Source organism: Ruminococcus albus AD2013, assembly GCF_000526775.1.
Classification (GTDB): Bacteria; Bacillota; Clostridia; order Oscillospirales; family Ruminococcaceae; genus Hominimerdicola; species Hominimerdicola alba_A.
In genome coordinates, this window is the sequence record NZ_JAGS01000001.1 from 2,934,463 (window position 1) to 2,959,689 (window position 25,227).

A 25,227-nucleotide genomic window follows, 5' to 3' on the forward strand; every position below is an offset into this window, starting at 1 on the left:
TCGGAGGTGTTTTTCTATAACTAAAGGAGGACAATTATGTATACAGTAGGAGATATTTACAATTTCATCGAGGAGACAGCACCTTTCCGTTTGCAGGAAAGCTACGATAACAGCGGGCTTTGCGTCGGCAATAAGGGCAGGAGCGCTGATAAGATACTTCTGTCCCTTGACTGCACCATTGATGTTGCAAAAGAAGCCGCAGAAGTCGGGGCTGACCTCATCGTTACACATCATCCCGTGATTTTCCGCGGAATAAAAAGGCTTGACCCGGACAGTGTAGTTGGTGTACTTGCAAGGAACGATATCAGCGTTATCTCAGCCCACACAAATTTCGACTGCGCTGTGATGAACGATATCCTCTGCAAAAAGCTGGGTCTTGTGCCTGTTGACTGCATAGCCGAGGAAAACGGTGCAAAGATGGGCTGTATCTGCGAACATGAGGGCATCACTGCCGAAGCACTTGCAGATATCTGCAAGGAAAAACTTGGCTGTCCCACAGTGAGATACGACAAAGCAAACGGCGGTCTGCTGAAAAGGATAGCAGTATGTTCGGGCAGCGGCGGAAGTTTTCTGGGAGAAGTACTTGCAAAGGGCTGTGACGGCTATATCACGGGAGATGTTAAGCACGATATATTTGTTGACGCATACAACGCAGGTCTTGTGGTATTCGATGCGGGGCATTTCTACACTGAAAATATTTTCTGCGAACATATGCAGGGTCTGCTGAAAGAGAGATTCCCCGAAGCAGATATAAGCATCGCAAAAAATTCGGGCGATGTGGTGGTGTGGCATAAGTGAAAAAGAAGAAACATATAAGCGGCAGTGAAGCATTCCTGAAAAAGCAAAAGCAGAAGAACAAACCCGACAGGCTGAAAATCGGGCTGATAGTTTTCACCTTTGTATTGTCGGCAGTGTTTGCTGTGGCGTCAGGTCTGTTTATGAAAGATCATATCCACAGGAAAAACCACTGCACAGCCGAGATAGTCGGCGAGGTGACGAATGCCAAAATATGGGGCAGGCACCATCACTATCAGGGCAAAGCCGATGTAGTTGTAAAGAGCGACGGCGTTTTCCCCTCACAGACGTTACATACCACATCTTTATATCTTGCAAAACAGAAAAACGCGAAGATATTCTACGATCCCGAAAATACCAAAGAATATTATTTTGAAAGCAATATTGAAGACTCCCGCTCTCTGTCGATAATTTGCGCAGTACTATCGGTGATAGAACTGCTGTTTGGCATCGCAATAACCAAGGCATATTTAAGGTCAAAACAGCGCAAAAAGCGCTGAACGATACAGTATAAACGGAGGATATGGAAATGGAAACAAGGATACCCGAGGGCAAAAAGCTTATCAGCCCCACAGACAAGATGTCCTACATGGGCAGGATAGACTTTGACGACCCGAATGCGCCCGTATTCATTTGGGCAGGTTCAAATGTGCGCATGAGGTTCAAAGGCACGAGTGTCAGTGCAGTGATATTCAACAGGCGTTTTTTCAACAAAATGTCTGTCGGATATGTTATCGACGGCAAGGTATGCCGTGCTGATTTCGGCGAGGAAAACGAATGGGAAAAAGAGTACTGTCTTACGCTTGCAGATGGTCTTGAAGACGGCGAACACGAGATAGTGCTTTTCAAGCGTCAGGACGCATCTCACTATTTCAGGTTTTTAGGCTTTGTCATTGATGGTGAAGTTCTTGAAGCCCCTGCGCTTCCCTCAAGGAAGATAGAGGTATTCGGCGATTCGGTATCGGCGGGCGCAGTAGTTGAAGCCCGTGATTTTGAGGGCAAGTGCGACCCTGAGGGACACGAGGGCATTTACGACAATGCGTGGTACAGCTATGCTTCGATAACTGCGCGAAATCTCGGGGCACAGCTTAACTGCACAGCCCAGGGCGGTATTTCGGTATTTGACAACACAGGCTGGTTCCACGCCCCTGATTTCATCGGTATGGAGACTGCCTACGACAAGCTTTGTTATTATCCCGAGGGTGAAAGGGGTTACACCCCATGGGATTTTGGCAGATACACCCCGAATGTGGTGATATTCGCGGTCGGACAGAATGACAGTCACAACGAAGCCGAGGGCGACCCCGACATAACCGATATATCTTTCCGCACCCGCTGGAAAGAGGGTTACAAGGGGATAATAAAGGAACTTCGCGCAAAGTACCACCGTGCATATTTTGTGCTTCTGCTGACGGTACTTGGTCACGACCCCGAATGGGACAAAGCTGTTGACGAGATAGCTTATGAGCTTTCTGACAGCAGGATACGACATTTCATGTTCACCCGCACAGGCAAGGCGACTCCGGGGCATCCTAGGATATCCGAGCAATACGAGATGGCAGAGGAGCTTACTGCTTATCTTTCGGGGCTTGGGGAGGATATCTGGAAGTAGGTTTTTTTATTAATCAAAGGACTGCGGTATCATATCGCCCCTTGCGGGTCGAGAAATCGGATTCGCTTCGCTGTCCGATTTCAGGCGCGACAATAATTTTACGGACGCAGAAAGAGCGTGGACGGTTTGATTGTCCACGCTCTTATTGTTGATTATTGCCGCGCCTTATTGGTCGGAAGTTTGCTTTGCTGTTTAAAGCTTTGTTGCCGCGTCGCTTTTGCGCCTTGACCGAGAGGCTCTGCCTCTCGTGCTCTCCGCAAGCCTTTCGCGAAAGGCTTGACCCAAAGCTCTTCTCCTTGGCATTCTTACCCAACTTCGTGGTTGCCCTGCCAACAATTATGAATTATGAATTATGAATTATGAATTAATATAAGTATTATTCGGCTGTTGTCGGTGCGATAGTCTCAACAGAGAAATCATTGCCGTCATAATCTACTTTCATCAGGCTGTCAGCAGCAGGGTCGTCCCTGATTATTGCCTTTGCCAGCAGAGTCTCCACATGGCTCTGAATAAATCTTCTCAGAGGTCTTGCACCGAATGCCATATTGTAGCCCTGATCGACTATCGCCGCCTTTGCAGATTCGGTAAGCTCCATTTTCAGGCGCTTTTCTGCAAGTCTCTTTTCAAGGCTCTTCAGCATCAGTCCGCAGATGCTGTATATCTCGCTCTTCAGCAGAGGTTTGTACATTACTATCTCGTCAAGACGGTTCAGGAATTCGGGACGGAAATGAGTTTTCAGCAGGTCGTTGACATTGTCCCTTGCTTCCTCGCTGATATCTCCTGTTTCCTCGTCGATGCCATCAAGTATGAAATGTGAGCCCAGGTTCGAGGTCAGTATGATAACGGTGTTCTTGAAATCTACCGTTCTGCCCTGTGAATCGGTAACTCTGCCGTCATCGAGCACCTGCAGAAGTATATTGAACACATCGGGGTGAGCTTTCTCGACTTCGTCCAGCAGTACAACGGAGTAAGGCTTTCTTCTTACAGCCTCAGTCAGCTGACCGCCTTCTTCATATCCCACGTATCCGGGAGGCGCTCCTATCAGCCTTGTTACGCTGAATTTCTCCATATACTCCGACATATCTATACGAACCATATTGTTTTCGTCATCGAAGAGTGCCTGTGCAAGGGTCTTTGCAAGCTCGGTCTTGCCCACACCCGTAGGGCCTAAGAACAGGAACGAACCGATAGGTGTGTTGGGGTTTGCGATACCTGCCCTTGAACGGAGTATAGCTTCGCTGACTTTTTCAACAGCTTCGTTCTGTCCGATAACTCTTTCATGGAGTATGCTTTCAAGCCTTAACAGCTTGTCGCGCTCGCCCTCCATCAGCTTTGCAACTGGTATGCCTGTCCAGCGGCAGATTATCCTTGCTATCTCGTCATCGGTTACTTTATCTCTAAGCAGGGTATTGCTCTTTGAGGACTGCTCGGCTTTCTTTTCTTCCTCTGCCAGTTCCTTTTGCAGATTTTCCAGCTTGCCGTATTTCAGCTCTGCCAGTTTCGAGAGGTCATAGTCGCGCTCTGCCTGCTTTATCTCGCCGTTTACAGCATCTATCTCCTCGCGTATCTTCTGCACCTTGGAGATAGCGTTCTTTTCGTTTTCCCATTTAGCACGCATCTCGTTGTACTGCGCTCTCATATCTGCAAGTTCTTTCTGAACTTCTGCCAGATGTTCCTCGGCAAGCTTGTCGCTTTCCTTTTTGAGGACAGTTTCTTCTATCTCATGCTGGAGTATCTTTCTTCTCAGGTCATCCAGTTCGGTGGGCATGGAGTCCATCTCTGTACGGATAAGTGCGCAGGCTTCGTCCACAAGGTCGATAGCCTTATCGGGCAGGAATCTGTCCGTCAGGTATCTGTCGGAAAGCACAGCCGCGGTTATCAGCGCCTGATCCTGTATCTTAACGCCGTGGAATACCTCATATCTCTCCTTTATGCCGCGGAGTATGGATATGGTATCCTCAACGCTGGGTTCGTCTACCATAACGGGCTGGAAACGTCTTTCAAGGGCTTTATCCTTTTCGATGTACTGTCTGTACTCGTTGAGGGTGGTGGCACCGATGCAGTGCAGTTCGCCCCTTGCCAGCATAGGTTTCAGCAGATTTCCTGCGTCCATTGCGCCGTCGGACTTTCCTGCGCCCACGATGGTATGCAGTTCATCGATGAACAGTATTATCTTGCCCTCGGATTTCTTTATCTCGCTTACAACGGCTTTAAATCTCTCTTCAAACTCGCCGCGGAACTTTGCACCTGCTATCAGCGAGCCCATATCCAGCGAGAATATCTGTCTGTCTTTCAGACTGTCGGGCACATCACCGCTGACGATACGCTGTGCAAGACCCTCGGCAACGGCAGTTTTACCTACGCCGGGTTCGCCTATCAGCACGGGGTTGTTCTTTGTCTTACGGGAGAGTATGCGGATAACGTTTCTAATCTCGGAATCTCTGCCGATAACGGGGTCGAGCTTGTTCTGTCTTGCAAGACCTACCAGTTCCTGACCGTACTTTTTCAGTACATCATAAGTCTCCTCGGGGTTCTGGCTGGTTACTTTTGCGCTTCCTCTCACCTGTTTCAGTGCCGCAAGGAAACCTGTCTTGTTTATGCCGAAGGTACGCAGTACCTCTGCGACTTCGCTGTTTGCACATTCCATTATACCTAAGAATATATGCTCAACGGATACGAACTCATCGCCCATCTGCTTTGCCTGTGCTTCTGCCTCGGCAAGTGCGCGGTCAAGTTCACTGGAAATATACACCTGACCCTGTGCGCGTCCGCCTACGGTGACTTTCGGTATCTTATCAACAGCCCTGTCCAGTGCGCCGCGGAAAGCGTTGATATCCGTGCTCATCTGTGTGAGAAGCTGGGGTATCAGACCGTTATCATCAAGGCACAGTGCGCTCAGCAGATGTTCCTGTCCTATCGCCTGATTTGACTGCCTTGCCGCGATGTTCTGTGCGTCCTGTACAGCCTGCACCGATTTCTCGGTAAATTTCTGCATATTCATTATTGTGTCCTCCTTTATATGTCAAAAAATATATTTAACTTCGTTATAAAAAGTGTCCCTGCGTCTGATAAGAATTTATTTACACAATTCAGCTAATTCGTCTTTTGAGTATTCCTTATAATATTTTCGGTTTGGTGAAAACATCGAATCTGTTGTATCGGGGATCATTTTCATAAGTTTTTTCAGATCTATCTCAGAAGGCATTGAAAGGAAATTTCCGTCTTCATCTTCAAATCTTATTGCACAGAATATAAAATTCCCATTCTCATGATCGATATCAAAATAATCAGATACTTCAGTCTTGTCTACATCTAAATACTTATCCTGATTTGCGATAAAATTTTCATAGATATATTCAAACAGTGCCTCTTTACTTATTTTGATAACTCTTACTTTTTCTTTATCCATACAGTACTCCTTTTAGCTTATCAGTATTCCCGTATTTGCAGATAGGGCATATCGCCCATGAAAACATATTCCGCGTACTTCCTTTCACCTATGCGCCAGCAGGCTCTGCATATCCCGGAACCTGTCTGTATACCCGGCTCGCCGAGCTTTTCAACGACCTCATCGTAGGTGGGTCTGCTTTCGCTGAGTTCGCGTATATAGTCTTCGGGGATATTTATTATAAGGTCATTGCGCGTCACGAATGTAAAGCCGCCTATCACTTCTTGTGATGATGACTTTGGTATTCTTACACCGAATTTCCGCTCCGCCTTTGTGGTAAGTGCGAAAAAAGCTATTACCGCCGCGGTCAGCAGTATCAGTATAACAGCGTCTGTTATCTTTATTTTTCTGCTCATGCCGTCACCGTCCTATATAACCGCAGTTACCGTCCTGACATACGCCGCGTACTTCGCGCCTATCTCATCGGAACGGTCACGCCCCTCGGTCAGACCGTCAAAATAGGTCTGTATACAGCTGTCCATCAGGCGGATATATCCTGCCACCGCCTCTGCTATCTCCTTATCGGAAAGATGTTCCGCTATGGGAGAATAGAGATCTCTTGTATACCTGCCGTTTTCAGCCTGTGCAGGAACGCCATCGGGAAAAACTTTCCTGAGATACTTGTTTTCAAGTTTCAGCCAGAGCTCAAAAAATCCGTCTGCGGCGGCGGTCAGCTGTTCGCTCTTAGTCCTGAAAGATACTTTCAGCCGCCCTACCTTGCCCTGCATATCACGGCTGAGTTCAAGGCTGTACCTTAGTGTAGGCTTGTACTTGTACCGCACCGGGCTTTTTATGGCTATCATGCTGTCGGAGGGCTGATCGATGAACAGGAACCGCTGATCCATAAGCTGTTCTATCTCGCTGAATATCTGCCGCATACGCATCTCGGGGGTCATAAGGCTGACCCTTTCGGCGAGTATCTGGTTTATCAGGTTCGATCGGCTTGTGTTCATCGAATACGCCATGCGGTCGATGGCTTCCACCACTTCGTCCGCCAGCACCAGACTGTACACGCTTTTATTCATCGTCTCACTCCTTTCATGATGCTTTTGAAACTGATATCATTATAGCACCGTTTTAATAATTTGTCAATGACATTATATAATTTTGCATACACTTTATTGAACTGCACAACCGCACAAGCTTCTCGGAATATTTCACTGTGCATTGTATATAAAAACTTTTCAAAATTATCAAATTTTTCATAAAATGCAGGAGCTGTAACGCCCACCATAATAGCAAATTCAATATTGTTGTTTAATAATTATTGTACGAAAAATACAAAACCACTTGAAAATCACATGAAATTATGTTATAATCAACTGTATAAAGCATAATGTTTTATGATCATTCCGCTGACATACCATATTGATTGGAGTTATATCACAACTTGAAATACTTGGCGGTTATCACGATGTTTCATTGTTATATATCACTATGTGGCGTGTTAAAGGGATAGACAGGTAATTTTTCATGCTGAAAGGGGGCGCAGGCTGTGATATCAAATGTTGATACAGGCATCAATGAACTTGATTTCAATAAACTTGTACATTTTGTCAAAAAAGGCTACGGCATCGACCTTGAAGGAAAGCAGTTCCTTGTGCAGTCGAGACTTGCAAACTATATCGCTGACTGCGGCTTCAGCAGCTTCAGCGAGTACCTTGATGCTGTATTTGACGATACATCGGGCAGAGAGGTAGCTAACCTTATAAATAAGCTGACTACAAATCATACCTATTTCATGCGTGAATCCGAGCATTTCGACCATTTCCGCGAAGTCTTTCTGCCCCGGGCTGAAAAAGCCGTGCGTGACCATGATCTCAGGATATGGTCGGCGGGCTGTTCCTACGGTAACGAGCCTTATAATCTTGCCATGTGCCTTGATGAGTATTTCGGTTTCAACCGCTCCAAGTGGGACTTGAAGATACTGGCAACAGATATTTCATTCAACGCACTCAGGCAGGCTTCAAAGGGCGTGTACACCGAAAAATCTCTTGAAAATCTCCCCGAGGAATGGCGGGAAAAGTTCTTTGATAAGACCTCTCACGGTCTTTATCAGGTCAAGGAACGCATACGCAAAAACGTTGTATTCAAATACCATAATCTTATGGATGAGATAAATTTCAAGAAAAGCTTTGATCTTATTCTCTGCCGCAACGTCATGATATATTTTGATGATGAAACGAAATCCGACCTGTGCAAACGTTTCTACAATGCCACGGAAGAGGGCGGATATCTGTATATAGGTCACGCTGAATCTGCGCCATTGGATATGCCCTATATCAGGGAGAAGCCTGCTGTCTACCGTAAGAAAACGGAGGTGAGCAGCATATGATAGTATATCTGATATCAGATGACCTTAAAATGCATGAGCTGCTTGCAGGCGGCTTGAAAGAACTTCTGACAGGGGATACTGTGATAGCGGCGTTCCCTCTGAGAAAAGCAAAGATGATGATAGCCCACCGTAAACCCTCTGTGATCGTACTGGATATAGATGCAGGTGAGCAATTTGATGCCGCCGCTTATATAAAGGAACTCTGTCCGAGGTATTCGATACCCATAATCGTTGTTACCGCAAGCAAAAGTCCTCAGTCGGCACTGCTTTCGGCAGGGGCGATAGATATCATACTTCATCAGAGCGGTACAGCGGCTGACGAAAAACTCTTACAGCGTGTCAGCACGAGTATAATAAGTTCTGTAAGCATTATCAAGCCGAGGTTCTATCCACAGAAGATAAGCGACTGCGAGCGGGTCATAGTAATAGGCGGCTCAACGGGGAGCACAAATGCCCTGCCCGTGGTGCTGAAAGGTCTGCCTGCGGACTGTCCCCCTGTGGTGTGTGTACTGCATATGCCCGAGGGTTATACCAAGATTTATGCAACTCAGCTTGATGCGGCACTGCCGATGAAAGTCACCGAAGCAGTATCGGGCACATATCTCAAACGCGGCATGGTGATAATCGCGGCAGGCGGAAAGCATCTCAGGGTATTTCGCGATAAAAAGGGCTATTTTGTCACAAGTGAAGCGGGCGTAAAGGTCAACGGTCACTGCCCCTCGGTGGACGTTCTTTTCGATTCTGCGGCGTATGCGGCAAAAAAGAACGCCATAGGCGTTATACTTACAGGTATGGGCAGTGACGGCGCAAAGGGTATGCTGGATATGCGCAAGCTTGGGGCATACAATATCGCCGAATCCGAAAAAACAGCGGTGGTATACGGTATGCCGAAAGTCGCCGCAGAGAACGGTGCCGCAAATATCAGCCTGCCCCTTGATGAGATAGCATCTCATATTATCAATAAACTTAATGACACATAATACTTTAGCACACCACTTCATATGCTTTTATAACAAGTTACATTTATGGTGAGGTATTCTTCCCCCGCCGCATGCGGGGAAAGAATACCTCCATAGTCCATCAGATTGCTGTTTAGTTTGGTGTGCCGGCAGTATGACTATATACAATAACAGTACAGCACATTTGGAGGTGCAGACATTGGAGGAGAGCAATAATAAATATCTTATCTTTACCGTTGATGACAAGACCTTTGCCATGGGTTTTTCTGATGTACGGCTTATAGTGCCGCGGCAGAATGCAAGCGAAGTCCCCGACCTGCCCGATTATGTTGAGGGCACTATCGTCAACGACGGCGTGACTATAACAGTCATTGACCTCAGGAAAAGATTCGGCTATCCGAGACGTATGAGGACTGACCGCGAATGTATAATCATCTGCGATACCGAGAAACGCCTTGGTCTGCTGTGCGATAATATCACGGGCTTTGTTGAGAAAAGTCAGGAGGAAATACAGCCTCCCCCCGATGTCAACGATGAGGTCAACCCCCGATTTATCAGCGGAACTTTTCTGCATGAGGACAAGCCCTGTTTCATCATCACCCCCGACTTGGTCATACGCCCCGATGATGAAGAAAAATTCGCCGCCGCAGCAGATGCGGCAAAAGATCAATAAAAATGGAAAGGACAGATGCACCTTATGTACATCTGTCCTTAGCTTATTTATGGGGGTACGAATTATCAGTCAAACAGTGCGGTTGAGAGATATCTCTCACCTGTATCGGGAAGAAGTGCAACGATTGTCTTGCCCTTGTTCTCGGGACGCTTTGAAAGTTCAGCAGCTGCGAAAAGTGCCGCACCCGAAGAGATACCTACAAGGATACCCTCTGTCTTAGCGAACTTGTTGCCTGCTGCGAAAGCGTCGTTGTTCTCAACTGCGAATACTTCATCATATACCTTTGTATCAAGTACATCGGGAACGAAGCCTGCACCGATACCCTGTATCTTGTGTGCGCCGGACTTGCCCTGAGAAAGTACAGGAGAAGAAGCAGGTTCAACTGCGATTATCTTGACATTGGGGTTCTTGGATTTCAGATACTGACCAACGCCTGTTACAGTACCGCCTGTACCTACGCCTGCGATGAAGATGTCAACATTTCCGTCAGTGTCGTCCCAGATCTCGGGGCCTGTTGTAGCAAGGTGTACAGCAGGGTTAGCGGGATTTACGAACTGACCGAGTATAACGGAGTTTGCGATCTCCTTGTTGAGTTCCTCAGCCTTCTTGATAGCGCCTGTCATGCCCTTTGAACCCTCTGTCAGTACGATCTCTGCGCCGTAAGCCTTCAGCAGGTTTCTTCTCTCAACGCTCATGGTCTCAGGCATTGTAAGTATGACCTTGTAGCCCTTGGATACGCCCACTGCCGCCAGACCGATACCTGTGTTGCCCGATGTAGGCTCGATGATGGTAGAACCCTCTTTCAGTGTGCCGTTCTTCTCTGCGTCCTCGATGAGGTTCAGGGCAACTCTGTCCTTAACGCTTCCTGCGGGGTTGAAGTATTCAAGCTTAGCCAGTATCTTTCCTTCTGCGCCTACAGCCTTTGAAAATCTGTCAGCCTCCAGCAGAGGAGTTTTGCCGACAAGTTCGCCAATGTTCTTGTAGATGTTTGCCATTATATATCTTCCTTTCATTACAGTGATTTATAGTAAACGACATTGAAATAGCTTACTATTAATGCGGGTCTTCCCGTTTCTGTGTTCAAAGTATATCATATTAATCCTAGTATGTCAATAGGTTAAATAGTGATTCTCTGTATCGTACAATCGAAGGCCAAAAACACTCTTTCGGTTATGCATATTGCACAATATTTCAACATGAAAGCGGCGGGCACATTTCTGTGACCGACCGCTTGTTTACGTTGTTATGCTGCTGCCGCTGAAGGGTCGCTTTCGGCGTATTTCTTGAATACATCCATCAGCTTGGGGAAGTACCAGTCGTACTCCTGTCTGTTGAGAAGTCCGAAGTTCTCGCCGTTGCCGATGCGTGCATAGTTATCCCACCATACACATGGGATATCGTACTTAGCCGCATTACCGAGATAATCGTCAAGGCATTTTACACGGTCATCGATGTTATCCTTGTTCATGGAACCGAATTCGCCCACGATAACGGGTATATCCCTGCTGATGAAAAGTTCGTTGAGGGTATCGAAAAATGTGGGGATAGCGTTGTCCTCGGGGTCGTACTTGTCAGTACCCTTGGTATCAAGTGCAAAAGAATAAGGCAGGTATGCGTGTACCGAGATTATCAGCTTGTCGCTGTCCTCGGGAAGTTCTATCGCCGAAAGGTTGTTGTATCCCGAAGAAGCCGCATAGCCTGTTATCATCAGGCATCTGTCACCGTTGTTGCCCCCCGATGCCCTTACAGTTTCAACAAAGGCTTTTTCGTACTCGTTGATTATCTCTCTCGCTTCGGAAGTACCTGTCCATTCAGCGCCCTCTCCGCGGAGTCTGGGTTCATTCAGTCCCTCGAATATAAGGTGTTCGTCATAGCCCTTGAAACGGTCTGCTATCTGTGACCATATCGCCTTTAATTCCTCGATATCGCCGTCTTTCTCACTGGGCTTGGGCATATACCATTCCTCGTGATGAGTGTTGAGTATAACATACATACCGTCATCGATACCGTAGTTAACTATCTCCTGAACTCTGTCCATCCATGCAGGGTCGATGGTGTAGTTGTCGTCTATAAGATGATTTCCCCAGCTTACGGGTATACGCAGTACATTGAAGCCTGCCTCGGGAAGCATATCTATCATGAACTTGTTTGTATATACCTTGGTGGGAAGCCAGCTTATCTCGGATTCAAGACCCTCACCTGTTGCGTCCATGGTATTTCCGAGATTCCAGCCGTTGGACATCTTGGCAACTAAGTCCTTTGCAGAAGTTACGGTCATGGGGTCGTTGGTATGTGTCTGTGAAACGGGTATCTCTTCGCTTTCGGAGCTGTCACCCTCGGCACCGCTTGTTTCTGCCGCAGACTTTGTATCCGCCTTTGACTTGTCGTCACTCTTGCTGCCGCCGCATGAAGCCATCACACCAACGCTCATAACTGCCGCAGTCAGCAGGGCTGCAATTCTTTTCAGTTTCATAAATATCCTCCTTTTACTGTTTTCCTATCTTAGCTATCATAAGGCATCTGCCATGGTTTCGCCGTCGGGAACATTCAGCCTTATTTTCAGAATGTTCCACGTGGAACATTTGTTTTATTATAATCTTTCCGCAGGATAAAGGGGTCTCACTTTATCAGCGAAAAATGCCGCCGCATAATCTTCGGGTCGCTCGAACTCAACCTCGCTGACTACTCCCGCAAGACGTTCGCTCCTTACCGACAGATGATGATTGTCCGAACCCGCAGTAGTGCGGAAACCGAACTGCTTTGCATACCACTCGGCACGCTCGTTGTATACATCTTTGCCGTTTCCGCTGTTATAGACCTCAACACCGTCCACCCACTTTGGCAGAAGCTTTATCTCCCGCAGATAGTCCGCCTCGCGGAAAGGGTGAGCGTGTATCAGCAGTGCGCCCTCGGCTTTTGCATCGTAGTAAAACTGGTAGAAATCTCTGTCACAGTCACGGTGCGCCAGCAGCCATTGCTTATCAAGACCGTATACCAGTATATCAGCCCCCTGATAGGTATACTCTATCCCGAAAAATACTTTCAGCCCTATCCTGTCGCCCTCTGCTTTGGCATTTTCATAGCCCTTGCAGTAAAGCATCACCTTCTCGTCCCATGAGATATCTCTCGGGACTGTGGTGTTTGAATTGAAAAAGTGGTCTGTGATAAATATGCCGTCATAGCCCTCTGCCTTGTATCGCCTTGCCTGTTCGGCACCTGTTGCCGATGCGCAGGCAGAAGTTTCCGCCGTGTGAAGATGTGTTTCGTACTTGTACATTTTAACTTGCCTTTCTATGGTATGTCCTTGGATTTTGATGTTGTTCATTACGCGTTCGGGTGCTGATTTTCCTTTTTATGGAAGATATACAGCACTGCGAAAAGCACTGTCAGCCCGATGTATATACAAACCGATACCGCGCCTATCTTAGCTTCGCTAATCAGCATGAGATCCCACCAGAAAAAGAACAGACCGTTTATCAGCTTCAGCCTGTCGGTGAACCGTACCAGTGCTTTGCTGTCTTTTTTTATTGCCCTGACCGATATGACTTCAAGCACTGCCAGAATAATAACGCATACCGCGTAGGGCACTAAAAGCAGACACTTGTTCATGTAGGTACCTGAATTGGCAAAATATGCCAGCCCGTGATACTGATCTGTAATGTCATCTGCGGGAAGTCTTTCCCACACAAATGCCAGCAGTATAACGGACAGCCCTGTTAACAGCCATGCGGCTATCCTGCATGAACGGTGAAAAGTTCCTGTGCCCTTTGCATGTTCGTTTTTCTTACGGAACTTGACTGCGGTGACTATCTCAGCGCTTATCCCGACAGCGCCCGCGATGAACGCCGCGCTTATAAGTCCGAGAGCGATATCACCAAGTGCCCTCTGATGTGACACCGCCATCGTCCATTCAAGGAAAGTCAGGGTTATCAGCAAAGCGATGACATCTATCGTGAGCATTATTTCAGCCTTGAACAGCTTCTCGCCCTTTTCGCTGATATTAAGCCCCGTGCTTTTCCTGCTTATCAGCCACCCCGAAAAAGCGGCTATACCTATGGTTATACCGCTCATCAGGTGGGGATAAAATCCGTAGACCTTAGAGGCGTATACATCGAACTCCTGATCGGGACCGAAATGTATACCCGGTTCATCGGGCAGACTTCCCCACTTTGTAAGGTAATATATCAGGCTTCCGCCAAGTATAAAAATGCACAAAGTAATAAGTGTGCGGTGAAGCAGTTTGACTGCTTTTTCCATGTAGTCCTCCTTTCGGGGGAATATCAGAAGTCCACGCCGCGGGTTATCACCTCCATGCACATTCTGCCGTTATGGTAGGGGCACTTCCATGGACCTACTGCTTCTTCGCTTTCGCGGGGAACATGGTCAAAGGTGACTTCGGCGTACCATTCGCCGCCCTCACGGGGGTCTATGACGTATTTCTTTATATTCTCCCATACGCTTTTTGCGGATACAAGGAACTTTTCCTCGCCGCTGTGCTGATAGGCATTTATAAAGCCCACAACAGCTTCCGCCTGTACCCACCATACGCGGGTCTTGTCGATAATGCCTTTATCGCTTTCGTTGTTCAGCGCACCGTCTTCAAGAGCGATATCCTGTATGTTATGGGATATCTTCAAGTCCATCTCGGCGAACTCTTTTCTGAGTTCATCGTCCCCGAGGACATCACAGGCTTTATCCATCAGCCATGTGGCTTCGATATCGTGACCGTAGGAATGGATATCGCCGACTAAATTGAATGCTGTATCAAAGAAAACTTTCAGTGCGTTGGTCTCGGGGGTAAATACGATATCCCTCATCTGACCAAGCTGAAATCTCAGCCTTTGGGCGACTTTTTCATTGCCGTCAGCCTTGTATAGTTCGGTATAGGCTTCTATCAGGTGGAGTATGGCGTTCATGGTCTTGTCGGCTTTAAGTCCGTTTTCGCTGAGGGCTTCGTTATCCACGAGATTCCATTCCCTGTCAAAAGCTTCGCGGTAGCCGTACTCATCGAGGGTATTGTTTTCTATATCATCGAAAAGCCCGTAAGCCAGCGCGAGGGCAACCTTATCGCCGCTTGCCCTGTAATAGCTTGAAAGGGCGTATATGGCAAAGGCGATATTGTAGGTGTGCTTCATGGTATCCGCTGGTCTGCCCTTATAGTCCATCATCCAGTAAACGCCGCCGTGTTCGTAGTCGATACAGTTATTTTTGATGAACTCATAGGCGTGCTTTGCATAGTCGAGAAGTTCATCACCGCCCAGGGTCATATAGGCATTGGAGTAGAACCAGAGTATCCTTGAATGGAGTATCACGCCTTTATCTGCCTGTTTGTCAAGTTCCAGCCCGAAGCTGAGGTATCCGTAGTAACCGCCGTTTTCGTCATCACGCAGTTTGTTCCAGAATGGTATGATATGTTCTTCCAGTTCTTTTTTGACTTCATTTATCAGCATGATATCCGCTCCTTCATTTTCCCTAAAAACCATTACCATATTTTGTTAAAGGTAGATATATGGTAATATATTAAATATCCTTTGCCCTAATTATACAACATAAAAATGCCGATTTCAAGGGGATAACAAATTATTTACTATTGTAATCGTTATCATTTTTGGGAAAATTTTAGCGTAGCAAAAAACGTCCCGATGAACGTGCTGGAACATCGGGACGGACATTATTATGCTGTCGGGAAATCCTTTTCGACCTGGAGTTCCATTTCGGTTATGATGCTCTGGACTTCATCGTCGGAGTAGATATCGCCGTCCCATATCTCATGGGCTTTAACTGCCTGCCATACCAGCATAGCCATACCGCCTGCGGCTTTTTTGCCCTGTGCTCTCGCCTTTTTGATGAGCACGGTCTCGCGGGGGTTGTATATAACATCGAAAACCGCCTTGCTTGCGTTTATAACTTCATCGCTGACGGGACAGCCGTTTATTTTTGGGTACATACCCACAGGGCAGGCGTTCATCAGCAGGTCATAGCTTACAGAGGTATCTATCTCGGTATTCTTGACGATAGATACTCTGGCATCGGGCTTCATGGCGGTTATTTCCTTTACAGCCTGTTCAGCAAGGTGGATATCGCTTTCGAGAACGGCTATAAAGAGTTCAGCACCTGCGAGTGCGGCTTCGATAGCCATCATTCTGCCGACACCGCCGCAGCCTATCAGCAGCACCTTGCCGCCGAGGTCTGCGCCCATTGCATTTATCGTTGCGAGGAAACCGTCGCAGTCGGTATTATAGCCTGTATGTACGCCGTCCTTATTATCGACGCAGTTTACGGAGTTATATCTCTTTGCAGAATCCGCCAGCTTATCGCAGTGGGAGATTATGCCTATCTTATGGGGGATAGTGATATTGAATCCTGCGAGACTTTTGAGATATTCCGCATGGGGAGCAAGCTCCTCGGGTGGGAGTTCGATTATCTCATAGGTGAACTCTCTGTTTTTGAGTTCAAACAGTCTTTTGTGTATCGGCGGTGACATTGTATGTTTCAGGCTTTCGCCGAGTATAGCGTATTTTCTTTCCATTGGTCTTGCTCCTTTTGGGGTCGGATATGTCTGTATCCGTTTTTGATTTCAAACAAATGTTCCACGTGGAACATTTTGGTTTGGTCACTGATGTTTGTTTTGGGAAAAGGGTCGCCCCTCGTTCCTCGGGTCGAGCCGTCAAAGACGCTATCGCTGTTTGACGGCGGGCGCGGCAATATTTTACGCGGATAGTTTGTGCGTGTGCGTTAGTTTTGCTCACGCTCATGATTTCGATATTGCCGCGCATTTTTGGTCGGTCGTTTGCTGTGCTATTTATGGCTTTGTTGCCACGTCGCTTTTGCACCTTGAGTTGAGGGCTCTGCCCTCAAACTCCCGCAAGCCTGCTAGCGCGAGGCATATGCCGACGCAGTCGCATATACCGCGCGCTTTGTTTCCTTGGCAGTTCCCGCTTCTTTGTGTTTCGCCTTACAGCTCTATTTTGATGACCCTATTCGTGTTCTCATACTTACGCAGTTTTACTCCTGCCATGTTGAACATCTTCTTCGATGCCCTCACTCCGTCGGTATCGGCATATTTATCGTCACCGTATATGACTTCTTTTATACCGCTCTGGATTATCGCTTTGGCACATTCGTTGCAGGGGAACAGGGATACGTATATCCTCGCATTTTTCAGGCTCCCCGTTGAACGGTTGAGTATGGCGTTGAGTTCTGCGTGGCATACAAAGGGGTACTTGGTCTCAAGGAAGTCGCCCTCTCTGTCCCACGGCATATCATCATCGCTGCAGCCTGTCGGCATACCGTTATAGCCTACCGACAGTATCTTATTTTCCTCTGATACTATACAGGCACCCACCTGTGTGCTGGGGTCCTTGCTTCTGCGGGCTGAAAGATGTGCTATGCCCATGAAGTACTCGTCCCAGCTGAGATAATCCTGTCTTTTCATAGTCTTCTCCTGTTTATCATCACTCTTCCGGTGCTGTCATCTGAAGTTTCATGGCTTCAAATATCTGCTTTGCGCTCATGCCCTTCATATCTTCTTCCATATCGACCTCCTCAGCTTGGTTTGTGAGGTATACTCCGAAATCGTCACCTACGCTCCATGTTTCCACACCGCCGAGGTCATACTCCTTATCGCCTGCAAGAACCGAGAAAGTCAGGCGCATATAAAGCTGGTCTTCATATTTTCCGCTGTATTCAAGGAAGAAACCGTAGATAACGTCATCGCCGAGATCGCCCATTTTCTGTATATCCTCTTTGCTGTTGAAGATGGTTGCGGTATCGAGGTTTGTTTTTACAGCTTCCGCATCGGGTTTAACGCTGTCGGTCAGCTTATTGAGGAGTTCTCTGATCTTTGCGCCGTCCTTGGCTTCCATAGCATCGCTGAGTTTATCGTTCACATCGGAATCGCCAAGCTTTTCAAGCAGACCGATAACATCGTCAACTACTGCATATTTTGTGGTCTGATTTGTGCTTGCGAGATACTGCTGGAATTCTTCATCGGAATGGTCGTTGTCATACTTAAAGGAGATATCGCACAGTTCAGCCATTGGTTCTTTGAGAATATCGAAGCTGAAAGTATCGAGGAACGCCTGTTTATCCTTATCCTCAGCGGCTTTATACTGCTTGAAGATAGCATCGATGGCAGCCTGTACCTCTTCGTTGGTGGGTCTGGTCTCCAGATTGTTCTCATCTATATAGATGATGTTATTGTTTATCAGCTTCATGGTAACTTCGGCTGTCTGGAAAGTGGTATCGTTATTTACGGGAGCGCCTGCCTTATCTTCGTCTGCTGTGGTCTCGTCGGAAGTAGTCTCATCTGGAGCAGTTTCATCGGAAGTGGTCTGCACGTCGGCTTTTGACGAATCCGAAGTCTTTGAAGCCTTTGAAGAATTGTCCTTGTCCTCCTTTTTGTCGCCGCAGGCTGCAAGACTTGCGCACATCACCAGTGCAAGGGCTGCTGCCAGTATTTTCTTTGCCATAAAATATTTCCTCCTTATCAGTGGTCGGTTTTCAGTTATTCTTCTGTGGGATAATATCCGGTCACTCCGTCTGTCGAGGTATATCCTGCCTTTTCGATGAAGTCCAAGTCCTTATCATAACCAGAGATAGATGCTTTGCCGTCGGGGTAGCCGTATTCGTGCATTTCGTTATACACATATTTATCGCCCTCAGCCTTTGGTTCATCGCCTGCAAGGTCAAGACCTGCGCTTGATGTACACATAGGAAAATCGCTGTCAAGCTTTTGTTTGAGATCTTCGCCGGACACCTCTTGGTCTGCGCAGTACTCGGTCATGATATCATACATTCTTTTTGCAATCCCTGAGGAATGAAATATTGCATCGTTTTCTTTAATCTTCTTTTCTATCTCGTCAACGGTCATGCCCGCATATTCGTTGTCGCTGTGTTCCGGCAACGCTATCCGTACACCCACGTTGCCATCAATATACCATGCTCTTACACCATTGAACTCGAACTTATCATTTCCGTTGAATATTGTCATATAAAAGTCGATGAACATATCATCGCCGTCGCGCTCGAAGTTAAGAAGATTGATACTTATTACTGTATCATCGCTCAGTTCGCCCAATGGAACAAGGTCTTTCCAATATTTCCAATAGGTATCAACTAATTCATCGATATTCATGTTGTCAACGGAGTGAGTGATTTTCTTTTTATATTCGTCTGCCGATGCATTATCATCAGCATTGTAATAATATGTTTCTTCGCTGTCGGAATCCTCGGGAAGCAGCCAGCCATACGAGAACAATATTGAATCTTTTAAAGAGTGATCGCAATCATCATAACCAAGGTAGAAAGCTGCTATATCGGTGTTTAGCACAAAATCGCAGAACGGGTCAATGATCTTATCGAAAGCAATGGTCTGCCTGATCTTTTCTTTGTCATTCGTCTGAATGGCGTGGTATTGTTCGGCAGCCGACTCAACGAAAGTGATAAGTTCATCGTTGGTGGGGACATCTTTGCAATCGCTCGAAATGTATTCAAAGAAAATATTATCCCTATTCAGTTTTGTGGAGACAGTCATGCTGCCATCATCGGTTTTGCTGTCGGCAGCCTGTATATTCTCATCATTGGTTGTATTTGTATCGGCTGCTGCGGTTGATTTTTCTTTAACGGAACCGCTGTCTTTATTATCGCTTACTTTTCCGCAGCCTGCAAGACCTGCGCACATTGTCAGCACAAGCATTGCTGCCAGAATTTTCTTTGCCATAAAAATATTTTCTCCTTATCTGTTATCAGCTATTCTTCTGTGGGATAATATCCGGTCACTCCGTCTGTCGAGGTATATCCTGCCTTTTCGATGAAGTCCAAGTCCTTATCATAACCCGAGATAGATGCTTTGCCGTCGGGGTAGCCATATTCGTGCATTTGGTCATACACATATTTATCGCCCTTAGCCTTAGGTTCATCGCCTGCAATGTCAAGACCCTCGCCTGAATTACACATGGGAAAATCGCTTTCAAGGATCTTCTTGATATTTTTGCCCTCCGCATCACGGTCTGCACAGTACTCAGCCATGATAAAGTACACAGAGCTTGCGGCTTCTATCGAATTATTCAGAGCCTTTTTTTCCCCGATCTTCTGTTTTATTTCGTCAATGGTCATTCCCGCGTATTCGTTGTCGCTGTGTTCTGCGGAAAAAATCATTACGCCTGAGGAACCGTCTATATACCATGCTTCGATACTTCCTAACTTGAACATATCATTTCCGTTGAGTAATGTCATATCAAAGTTGATGTACATATCATCTTCTTCGCGCACGAATTGCTGAAGATCGATATATGCGATGGTATCAGCGTTTACTTCGCCCATGGGGACTAAGTCTTTTCTGGTTTCCCAGAGGGGCGTTTTATCGATATTGAGACCGTCAAGGGCGAGATACGTTCTCTTTTTAAATTCCTCTGTACCTGCATCATCATCTGTCGGATCAACGTCTGACCAGAAATAAAGCGCATAGCCCCAGCGGTACATTGCCATATCTTTAACAGACATCTTATCGGTTTCGGGATTGATATGTCTTTCGGCGATCATTTCACTGAAGGGTTCGACCACCTTATCGAAAGCTAACATCTGCGTATATTTTTCGCTGTCATTCTTCTGTGCCGCGTTGTACTGTTTAATAGCCAGCGTGGCGAAAGTGAGAAGCTCGTCATTGGTGGGGGTGTCTGTATTATTGACATAAACGTCATTGATGAAAATATTATCCTTGTTCAGCTCGACGGTGGTATCTTCTGAATCGCTTGTATTGCTGTCGGGAGTCTGTGTGTTCTCGTCGTTGGTAGTATCTGTATCGGCTGACGCGGTGTTTGCCTTATCTTTAGCGGAACTGCTGTCTTTTTTCTCGTTTGCTTTTTCACAGCCTGCAAGACCTGCGCATATAGTCAGTGCGAGCATAGCTGCTATAATTTTCTTTGTCATCTGTTGTTCTCCTTTGATCATATTATTTGTGCTTGCATTTTATGATTATCCCGCTGACGCACCATATTAATTGGTGTTATATCGGAGATCGAAATACTTGGCGGGGTAAAGATAACATCAACACGATGTTTCGCTACCATATTATAGCACATCACCGCGTTAAAATCAAGGCTTTTAACCATAAACTCTGCTTTTTGACACCATTTTCTCACACAGCAGCATCGGCTGAAAAAAAGACCCGCGGTCATGGGGCTTACACGATATATCTGTATAAGCACGGTGACCAGCGGACTGTGGTATTATTTCTGTTTTTTGAAAACGAAGAGTTTGCTGATGATGTAGTTGAGGATTATCGTAACGATGGAGACCAGCACCTTTGCTACGATATCATTCATGTTTATGCTTTCAACGCACAGGTTCAGCAGAAGGTTCTCTATCAGCAGGGTGAGAAGTCTGCCGCCGTAGAATGACAGACATTCCTTTGCTATGCCTTTTGAGGTGTGTGCCTTGTTTTCAAACACCCATATCCTGTTGGTTATGTAGGCGAATGTTACAGCACATATCCAGGATATGGTATTTGCGACCTGAGTGGTAGTATCTATGGTTATACTGCCGATCTTGATGTCTTCAAAGCTCATGGTCTTTGAGGGCAGTATGAAAAATATCAGCCCGACTATCGTAGTTAGTCCGCCGAAAAACAGATACAGCAGTATCTCCTTGTTCTTTTTATAGAAGGGTTCAAAGGTCTTTAAGAAGCCCCAGCCCATTATGCGGTCGAAAATATCTTTCTTTTTTGTGTTCTCCATTTTTATCATACCTTTCAGATTTTTATGACCGATTAATTATATCATATATTCCTGCAAAAGTAAAGTCCGCGGGATCTTGTCGGATATTGTATCTAAAGGAAAGATATGTCGGAGCGGTGCGGTCAGGTGCAGGTTTTGGTTGGGGCGGGGGATGATCTGACGAATCGGTGCGAGGGTTGTTTTTTGATGCTGAAAGGCGAAGAAATATTCATAATAGCAATATTTTGTCGGAATTCTTCGTGCATATTGTCTAATAAAATCGGAAATTTCGTGACGATTTTAATAAAAAGCTATTGCATTTTAAGTTTAACTGTGTTAAGATATTTATGCAAACGAAAATTGACTGCCCGGGAACGTCAAAACATACTTTTTCCAGTTATCCTGCTGACACAGCGACTGAACAGCGCTTAAAGGAATATAATGAGAGTCTGGCAGTTATCTTTTCTCCCGCCGCGGGCTGGGGAAAAGATAACGTCAACATGATATATCGGCAATTTGAGCGGTGCGATAAAGGGATGATCGGATACTTTTTATCAGCTACGGAGGTATTATTTTATGAACAACAAGATCAAGATACTTATAGGTGACGATTCCGCGCAGTACGGGGTTTTCTGTGCCGCAAACCTGAGAAATTCGGGGTTCTTTGTGATAACACGCCAGAAAGACGGCATGGTGATATTCGACGCGGTGAAAAACGAACTGCCCGATGTTGTGATCGTGGACGCGGTAATGCCGGGGATAGATGCTATCGAGCTGATACGCAGGTCGGAAAAGCTGGATAAAAAGCCCCTTTACATAGTGACCAGCGCTTATGAGAACAGCTTCATCGAAAATCAGGTGATGAATGCGGGGGCTTCGTACTTTATGCTGAAGCCCTTTGATGTGAAAGTGCTGGGTGAGCGTATCAAGGCTATGCTGGATATCGACACGGATATATCCTCCGAACACAGGATAAGTGGGGTGCGGCAGAGCCCTGCGAATCTTGAGATAATCGTTACGGACATAATCCATCAGATAGGTGTGCCTGCACATATAAAGGGGTATCACTATCTGCGGGAGGCTATAATATGTTCGGTGAATGACAAGGAGATGCTGGAAAGCGTGACCAAGTTGCTGTATCCTTCTGTTGCCAAGAAATTTGCGACTACTGCTTCCCGCGTGGAAAGGGCTATTCGCCATGCCATAGAGATAGCGTGGGACAGGGGTGATATCGATACGCTGAACAGCTTTTTCGGATATACCATAAATACAGGCAAGGGCAAGCCCACAAACAGCGAGTTCATCGCGCTAATAACGGATAAGATATCCCTGAAATTCAGGGCGGCTGTTTCGGCGTGAGTCCTGACGCCGGACGGGCGGTCACGTTAAGGAGTATGCTGTGGGACGAAGAATGGCACTCGGTATCCGTTGAAGCTGCAAAAGCATGAAAATCAAGCAGCGGGGTTTCGGCGTGGAGGGAGATGGGACTGTGTCATCATTATAATAATACCCCCGGTAAAATGCGAAAATCGTAAAACACGCACGGTTCACAAAAAGTTTACATAAAAATTCAAAGACCCCCTTGACGAAATGTCGGGGGTCTGTTATAATATATAAGCATTCGTATTCTAAAGACAGTCGGCACAAAGGTAAGCCCGACCGAGGAAAAGAAAGCATCGTCAATAATGACTATGTATTCTCTTTGTCTTTGGATAAAGGGGATTTTTTCTTTTAGATTACGCTTTGCGAGAAAACTGCAAAGAGGTGAATTTAAGAAATGCCAAGTGAGAAGACTTTACTTGCTAAGCAGGAAAAGGTCACAGCGCTGACCGAGCTGATCAAGAACTCCGCAGCAGGCGTTCTGGTAAGCTACGAGGGTATCACCGTTGAGGAGGATACCAAGCTCAGAAAGGAAATGAGAGAGGCAGGCGTTAAGTACTTCGTTGAGAAGAACACAATGCTGAGATTTGCATTCAAGAATGCAGGCCTGGACGATATCACAAACGTACTCGAGGGTACTACTGCTATCGCTATTTCCGACGATGATCAGACTGCACCCGCAAGAATCCTCGGCAAGTTCGTTGAGGACACAAAGAACGAGAAGTTCAAGCTGAAAGCAGGTTATATCGGTACTGAGGTATACGACGAAGCAGGTGTTACCGCTCTGTCCAAGATACCTTCCAAGGATACTCTGCTTGCTATGCTGGTCGGCTCCCTCCAGGGTCCGATGCAGAAGCTGGCTGCAACCCTTCAGGCTCTTGCCGACAAGGAAGGCGGCGACGCTGCATAATCTGTGCAGCATAAAGCTAAGGCGGACAGCTTAAAGTTCCGCACAACTAAAATATTTTATAAAGGAGATTTTAATCATGGCTTCTGAGAAGATTATGAATTTTGTAGAAGAGATCAAGACGATGTCTGTTCTTGAGCTGAAAGAGCTCGTTGACGCTATCCAGGAGGAATTCGGTGTAACTGCAGTTGTAGCAGCAGCAGGCCCCGCAGCAGGCGGCGCAGCAGCTGAGGCTGAGAAGACTGAGTTCGACGTTGTACTCGCTTCATTCGGCGACAACAAGATGGCAGTTATCAAGGCTGTTAAGGAGATCACAGGTCTGGGCCTGAAGGAGGCTAAGGCTCTGGTTGAGGAAGCTCCTAAGGCTGTTAAGGAGGCTGCTCCTAAGGCTGAGGCTGAGGATATCAAGGCTAAGCTGGAAGCTGCAGGCGCAACTGTAGAGCTGAAGTAATTTCATCTTTTTGCTTACATCACCCCCGTGTTTATACACGGGGGTTTGTTTTTTTGAGACAGGATATAAAAAAACGGATCGCCATATGACGATCCGTTTTTATCATACATTAACTGAATTATCAGTTCTTTTTCTTGGAAACTACTGCGATAGCGCCTGCCAGAGCGAGACCTGCAAGTGCGAAACCTGTGGTAGCACCTGTTGCCTGGTTGGTGTTATCGGAAGCAGCTGCTGCGGAAGAAGCATTGTTTGTTGTAGTAGCGTTCTTGGTGTTGTTGTTTGTTGTAGCAGCCTTGGAAGAAGAAGCGCTGTCAGCGTTGCTGGAAGAAGAATCAGCAGCAGTGCTGGAAGTCTCTTCAGCCTTGGATTCAGCAGCAGATTCAGCCTTGCTCTCGGGAGTCTCAGCCTTCTCATCGCCAACTATCTCAACGTTGGTTACAGTAACATCGTTACCCCACCAAAGCTGGCAAACTACCTGTGCCCAGTAATTCTCGCCATCAGCGGGTGAGCCCCAGTATTCTTCGCCCAGTGCACCGAAATCGAATGTCAGGGTGTAATTGCCGTCAGAACCATCAGCAAATATCTGTGCATTATCTGCACCGGGATTTGCCCAACTCCATTCATCTTTCTGATCCCAACCGCTTTTGTTGCTGTTGAGCATCAGTCCACCGCCGAAACCTGCAGAATCATCAACAGAGAAAGTGAACTTAACTGCGGATACAGTAGCAGGATCATAAGGGCTCTTAGCCAGATCTACATAGTACTGATATACACCGTCAGCTTCCTTGACCTCGATATAGTCAAGATTTGTGTCATCTACGATGGTCTTCTCTGCAAATGCAGGGATAGATGTTGCGGCTGCTATTGCCAGTGCTGACATACCAGCAAGGATCTTAGTAATTTTCATATTGATTACCTCCAAAAAGTATTATTACCGATAAACACGGTATATC

25 protein-coding genes are annotated in these 25,227 nt (G+C 46.6%); 9 read left to right on the forward strand and 16 right to left on the reverse strand.

Translation table 11 applies throughout. The features are described from left to right. Positions 1–36: 36 nt before the first annotated feature. From N773_RS0113085 to N773_RS0113095, 3 genes are read left to right on the forward strand one after another with little or no spacing between them, the layout of a single operon-like run. Positions 37–798 (forward strand): Nif3-like dinuclear metal center hexameric protein, encoded by a 762-nt coding sequence (locus N773_RS0113085; RefSeq protein ID WP_024858197.1) that lies wholly within the window; start codon positions 37–39, stop codon positions 796–798. Further along, the gene (locus N773_RS0113090) at positions 795–1,295 is read left to right on the forward strand and encodes a hypothetical protein (RefSeq protein WP_024858198.1); all 501 of its coding nucleotides are present in this window, start codon (positions 795–797) and stop codon (positions 1,293–1,295) included. The genes N773_RS0113085 and N773_RS0113090 overlap by 4 nt, the downstream gene beginning before the upstream one ends. A gap of 29 nt (positions 1,296–1,324) precedes the next feature. Then, on the forward strand, positions 1,325–2,407 hold the full coding sequence (locus tag N773_RS0113095; protein ID WP_024858199.1) for an electron transporter RnfD: 1,083 nt from the start codon (positions 1,325–1,327) through the stop codon (positions 2,405–2,407). 376 nt (positions 2,408–2,783) lie between these two features. Here the strand turns inward: N773_RS0113095 and clpB are convergent, their stop codons facing one another. The 4 genes from clpB to N773_RS0113115 form a co-directional block, all read right to left on the reverse strand. After that, positions 2,784–5,408, reverse strand: coding sequence for an ATP-dependent chaperone ClpB (gene clpB, locus N773_RS0113100; RefSeq protein WP_024858200.1), 2,625 nt, complete (start codon positions 5,406–5,408; stop codon positions 2,784–2,786). Between the two features lie 75 nt (positions 5,409–5,483). Continuing rightward, a complete protein-coding gene (locus tag N773_RS0113105; protein ID WP_024858201.1) occupies positions 5,484–5,816 on the reverse strand; it encodes a hypothetical protein in 333 nt (110 codons plus the stop codon). Between the two features lie 20 nt (positions 5,817–5,836). Beyond that, positions 5,837–6,211, reverse strand: coding sequence for a hypothetical protein (locus tag N773_RS0113110; RefSeq protein WP_024858202.1), 375 nt, complete (start codon positions 6,209–6,211; stop codon positions 5,837–5,839). A gap of 12 nt (positions 6,212–6,223) precedes the next feature. Then, positions 6,224–6,880: a hypothetical protein gene (locus N773_RS0113115; RefSeq protein WP_024858203.1), complete on the reverse strand. Its 657-nt coding sequence runs from the start codon at positions 6,878–6,880 to the stop codon at positions 6,224–6,226. A 470-nt stretch (positions 6,881–7,350) separates the two neighbouring features. On the opposite strand from N773_RS0113115, the gene N773_RS0113125 reads away from it, so the two are divergent. The 3 genes from N773_RS0113125 to N773_RS0113135 all read left to right on the forward strand — a co-directional run bounded on the left by N773_RS0113125 (position 7,351) and on the right by N773_RS0113135 (position 9,822). Beyond that, the gene (locus N773_RS0113125; RefSeq protein WP_024858205.1) at positions 7,351–8,190 is read left to right on the forward strand and encodes a CheR family methyltransferase; all 840 of its coding nucleotides are present in this window, start codon (positions 7,351–7,353) and stop codon (positions 8,188–8,190) included. Further along, positions 8,187–9,170 (forward strand): chemotaxis protein CheB, encoded by a 984-nt coding sequence (locus N773_RS0113130; protein WP_024858206.1) that lies wholly within the window; start codon positions 8,187–8,189, stop codon positions 9,168–9,170. Before N773_RS0113125 ends, N773_RS0113130 begins: the two co-directional genes overlap by 4 nt. 178 nt (positions 9,171–9,348) lie before the next feature. Beyond that, positions 9,349–9,822, forward strand: a complete 474-nt coding sequence (locus tag N773_RS0113135) for a chemotaxis protein CheW (RefSeq protein ID WP_024858207.1) — start codon at positions 9,349–9,351, stop codon at positions 9,820–9,822. 65 nt (positions 9,823–9,887) lie between these two features. Here the strand turns inward: N773_RS0113135 and cysK are convergent, their stop codons facing one another. From cysK to N773_RS0113190, 11 genes are all read right to left on the reverse strand, one after another. Then, complete coding sequence (cysK, locus tag N773_RS0113140; RefSeq protein WP_024858208.1) at positions 9,888–10,817, reverse strand: cysteine synthase A; 930 nt, start codon at positions 10,815–10,817, stop codon at positions 9,888–9,890. A gap of 248 nt (positions 10,818–11,065) precedes the next feature. Then, complete coding sequence (locus tag N773_RS0113145; protein WP_024858209.1) at positions 11,066–12,295, reverse strand: glycoside hydrolase family 5 protein; 1,230 nt, start codon at positions 12,293–12,295, stop codon at positions 11,066–11,068. Between the two features lie 117 nt (positions 12,296–12,412). After that, positions 12,413–13,099 carry a PHP domain-containing protein gene (locus tag N773_RS0113150; RefSeq protein WP_024858210.1) on the reverse strand — a complete coding sequence of 229 codons (687 nt, stop codon included), beginning with the start codon at positions 13,097–13,099 and terminating at the stop codon, positions 12,413–12,415. A gap of 47 nt (positions 13,100–13,146) precedes the next feature. Next, positions 13,147–14,079: a hypothetical protein gene (locus tag N773_RS0113155; RefSeq protein WP_024858211.1), complete on the reverse strand. Its 933-nt coding sequence runs from the start codon at positions 14,077–14,079 to the stop codon at positions 13,147–13,149. 23 nt (positions 14,080–14,102) lie between these two features. After that, on the reverse strand, positions 14,103–15,272 hold the full coding sequence (locus N773_RS0113160; RefSeq protein WP_024858212.1) for an AGE family epimerase/isomerase: 1,170 nt from the start codon (positions 15,270–15,272) through the stop codon (positions 14,103–14,105). A 224-nt stretch (positions 15,273–15,496) separates the two neighbouring features. Further along, positions 15,497–16,351 carry a shikimate dehydrogenase family protein gene (locus N773_RS0113165; RefSeq protein ID WP_024858213.1) on the reverse strand — a complete coding sequence of 285 codons (855 nt, stop codon included), beginning with the start codon at positions 16,349–16,351 and terminating at the stop codon, positions 15,497–15,499. A gap of 426 nt (positions 16,352–16,777) precedes the next feature. Continuing rightward, entirely contained in the window at positions 16,778–17,257 is a 480-nt protein-coding gene (locus N773_RS0113170; RefSeq protein ID WP_024858214.1) for a deoxycytidylate deaminase, read from the reverse strand. 19 nt (positions 17,258–17,276) lie between these two features. Continuing rightward, positions 17,277–18,293: a hypothetical protein gene (locus tag N773_RS0113175; RefSeq protein ID WP_024858215.1), complete on the reverse strand. Its 1,017-nt coding sequence runs from the start codon at positions 18,291–18,293 to the stop codon at positions 17,277–17,279. A 35-nt stretch (positions 18,294–18,328) separates the two neighbouring features. Beyond that, on the reverse strand, positions 18,329–19,543 hold the full coding sequence (locus N773_RS0113180; protein WP_024858216.1) for a hypothetical protein: 1,215 nt from the start codon (positions 19,541–19,543) through the stop codon (positions 18,329–18,331). Between the two features lie 29 nt (positions 19,544–19,572). Beyond that, positions 19,573–20,751, reverse strand: a complete 1,179-nt coding sequence (locus N773_RS0113185) for a hypothetical protein (protein ID WP_024858217.1) — start codon at positions 20,749–20,751, stop codon at positions 19,573–19,575. A gap of 299 nt (positions 20,752–21,050) precedes the next feature. Next, positions 21,051–21,557 carry a GtrA family protein gene (locus N773_RS0113190; RefSeq protein WP_024858218.1) on the reverse strand — a complete coding sequence of 169 codons (507 nt, stop codon included), beginning with the start codon at positions 21,555–21,557 and terminating at the stop codon, positions 21,051–21,053. A gap of 555 nt (positions 21,558–22,112) precedes the next feature. Here N773_RS0113190 and spo0A point away from each other — a divergent pair. The 3 genes from spo0A (at position 22,113) to rplL (ending at position 24,274) form a co-directional block, all read left to right on the forward strand. Beyond that, positions 22,113–22,895, forward strand: coding sequence for a sporulation transcription factor Spo0A (gene spo0A, locus N773_RS0113195; protein WP_024858219.1), 783 nt, complete (start codon positions 22,113–22,115; stop codon positions 22,893–22,895). A 418-nt stretch (positions 22,896–23,313) separates the two neighbouring features. After that, positions 23,314–23,826 carry a 50S ribosomal protein L10 gene (gene rplJ, locus N773_RS0113200; RefSeq protein WP_024858220.1) on the forward strand — a complete coding sequence of 171 codons (513 nt, stop codon included), beginning with the start codon at positions 23,314–23,316 and terminating at the stop codon, positions 23,824–23,826. 76 nt (positions 23,827–23,902) lie between these two features. Further along, positions 23,903–24,274, forward strand: a complete 372-nt coding sequence (gene rplL, locus N773_RS0113205; protein ID WP_013496830.1) for a 50S ribosomal protein L7/L12 — start codon at positions 23,903–23,905, stop codon at positions 24,272–24,274. Between the two features lie 121 nt (positions 24,275–24,395). Here the strand turns inward: rplL and N773_RS0113210 are convergent, their stop codons facing one another. After that, entirely contained in the window at positions 24,396–25,181 is a 786-nt protein-coding gene (locus tag N773_RS0113210; protein ID WP_024858221.1) for an NPXTG-anchored protein, read from the reverse strand. Positions 25,182–25,227 lie beyond the last annotated feature (46 nt).

Excerpts from the sequence above, each read along its gene's own strand:
- N773_RS0113110 (WP_024858202.1), bottom strand. The coding sequence starts at position 6,211 with ATGAGCAGAAAAATAAAGATAACAGACGCTGTTATACTGATACTGCTG.
- rplL (WP_013496830.1), top strand. The coding sequence starts at position 23,903 with ATGGCTTCTGAGAAGATTATGAATTTTGTAGAAGAGATCAAGACGATG.
- N773_RS0113155 (WP_024858211.1), bottom strand. The coding sequence starts at position 14,079 with ATGGAAAAAGCAGTCAAACTGCTTCACCGCACACTTATTACTTTGTGC.
- N773_RS0113180 (WP_024858216.1), bottom strand. The coding sequence starts at position 19,543 with ATGGCAAAGAAAATTCTGGCAGCAATGCTTGTGCTGACAATGTGCGCA.
- N773_RS0113185 (WP_024858217.1), bottom strand. The coding sequence starts at position 20,751 with ATGACAAAGAAAATTATAGCAGCTATGCTCGCACTGACTATATGCGCA.
- N773_RS0113095 (WP_024858199.1), top strand. The coding sequence starts at position 1,325 with ATGGAAACAAGGATACCCGAGGGCAAAAAGCTTATCAGCCCCACAGAC.
- N773_RS0113175 (WP_024858215.1), bottom strand. The coding sequence starts at position 18,293 with ATGGCAAAGAAAATACTGGCAGCAGCCCTTGCACTGGTGATGTGCGCA.
- N773_RS0113170 (WP_024858214.1), bottom strand. The coding sequence starts at position 17,257 with ATGAAAAGACAGGATTATCTCAGCTGGGACGAGTACTTCATGGGCATA.
- N773_RS0113165 (WP_024858213.1), bottom strand. The coding sequence starts at position 16,351 with ATGGAAAGAAAATACGCTATACTCGGCGAAAGCCTGAAACATACAATG.
- N773_RS0113130 (WP_024858206.1), top strand. The coding sequence starts at position 8,187 with ATGATAGTATATCTGATATCAGATGACCTTAAAATGCATGAGCTGCTT.
- N773_RS0113115 (WP_024858203.1), bottom strand. The coding sequence starts at position 6,880 with ATGAATAAAAGCGTGTACAGTCTGGTGCTGGCGGACGAAGTGGTGGAA.
- N773_RS0113190 (WP_024858218.1), bottom strand. The coding sequence starts at position 21,557 with ATGGAGAACACAAAAAAGAAAGATATTTTCGACCGCATAATGGGCTGG.
- clpB (WP_024858200.1), bottom strand. The coding sequence starts at position 5,408 with ATGAATATGCAGAAATTTACCGAGAAATCGGTGCAGGCTGTACAGGAC.
- rplJ (WP_024858220.1), top strand. The coding sequence starts at position 23,314 with ATGCCAAGTGAGAAGACTTTACTTGCTAAGCAGGAAAAGGTCACAGCG.
- N773_RS0113160 (WP_024858212.1), bottom strand. The coding sequence starts at position 15,272 with ATGCTGATAAATGAAGTCAAAAAAGAACTGGAAGAACATATCATACCA.
- N773_RS0113210 (WP_024858221.1), bottom strand. The coding sequence starts at position 25,181 with ATGAAAATTACTAAGATCCTTGCTGGTATGTCAGCACTGGCAATAGCA.
- N773_RS0113145 (WP_024858209.1), bottom strand. The coding sequence starts at position 12,295 with ATGAAACTGAAAAGAATTGCAGCCCTGCTGACTGCGGCAGTTATGAGC.
- N773_RS0113105 (WP_024858201.1), bottom strand. The coding sequence starts at position 5,816 with ATGGATAAAGAAAAAGTAAGAGTTATCAAAATAAGTAAAGAGGCACTG.
- spo0A (WP_024858219.1), top strand. The coding sequence starts at position 22,113 with ATGAACAACAAGATCAAGATACTTATAGGTGACGATTCCGCGCAGTAC.
- N773_RS0113085 (WP_024858197.1), top strand. The coding sequence starts at position 37 with ATGTATACAGTAGGAGATATTTACAATTTCATCGAGGAGACAGCACCT.
- N773_RS0113150 (WP_024858210.1), bottom strand. The coding sequence starts at position 13,099 with ATGTACAAGTACGAAACACATCTTCACACGGCGGAAACTTCTGCCTGC.
- cysK (WP_024858208.1), bottom strand. The coding sequence starts at position 10,817 with ATGGCAAACATCTACAAGAACATTGGCGAACTTGTCGGCAAAACTCCT.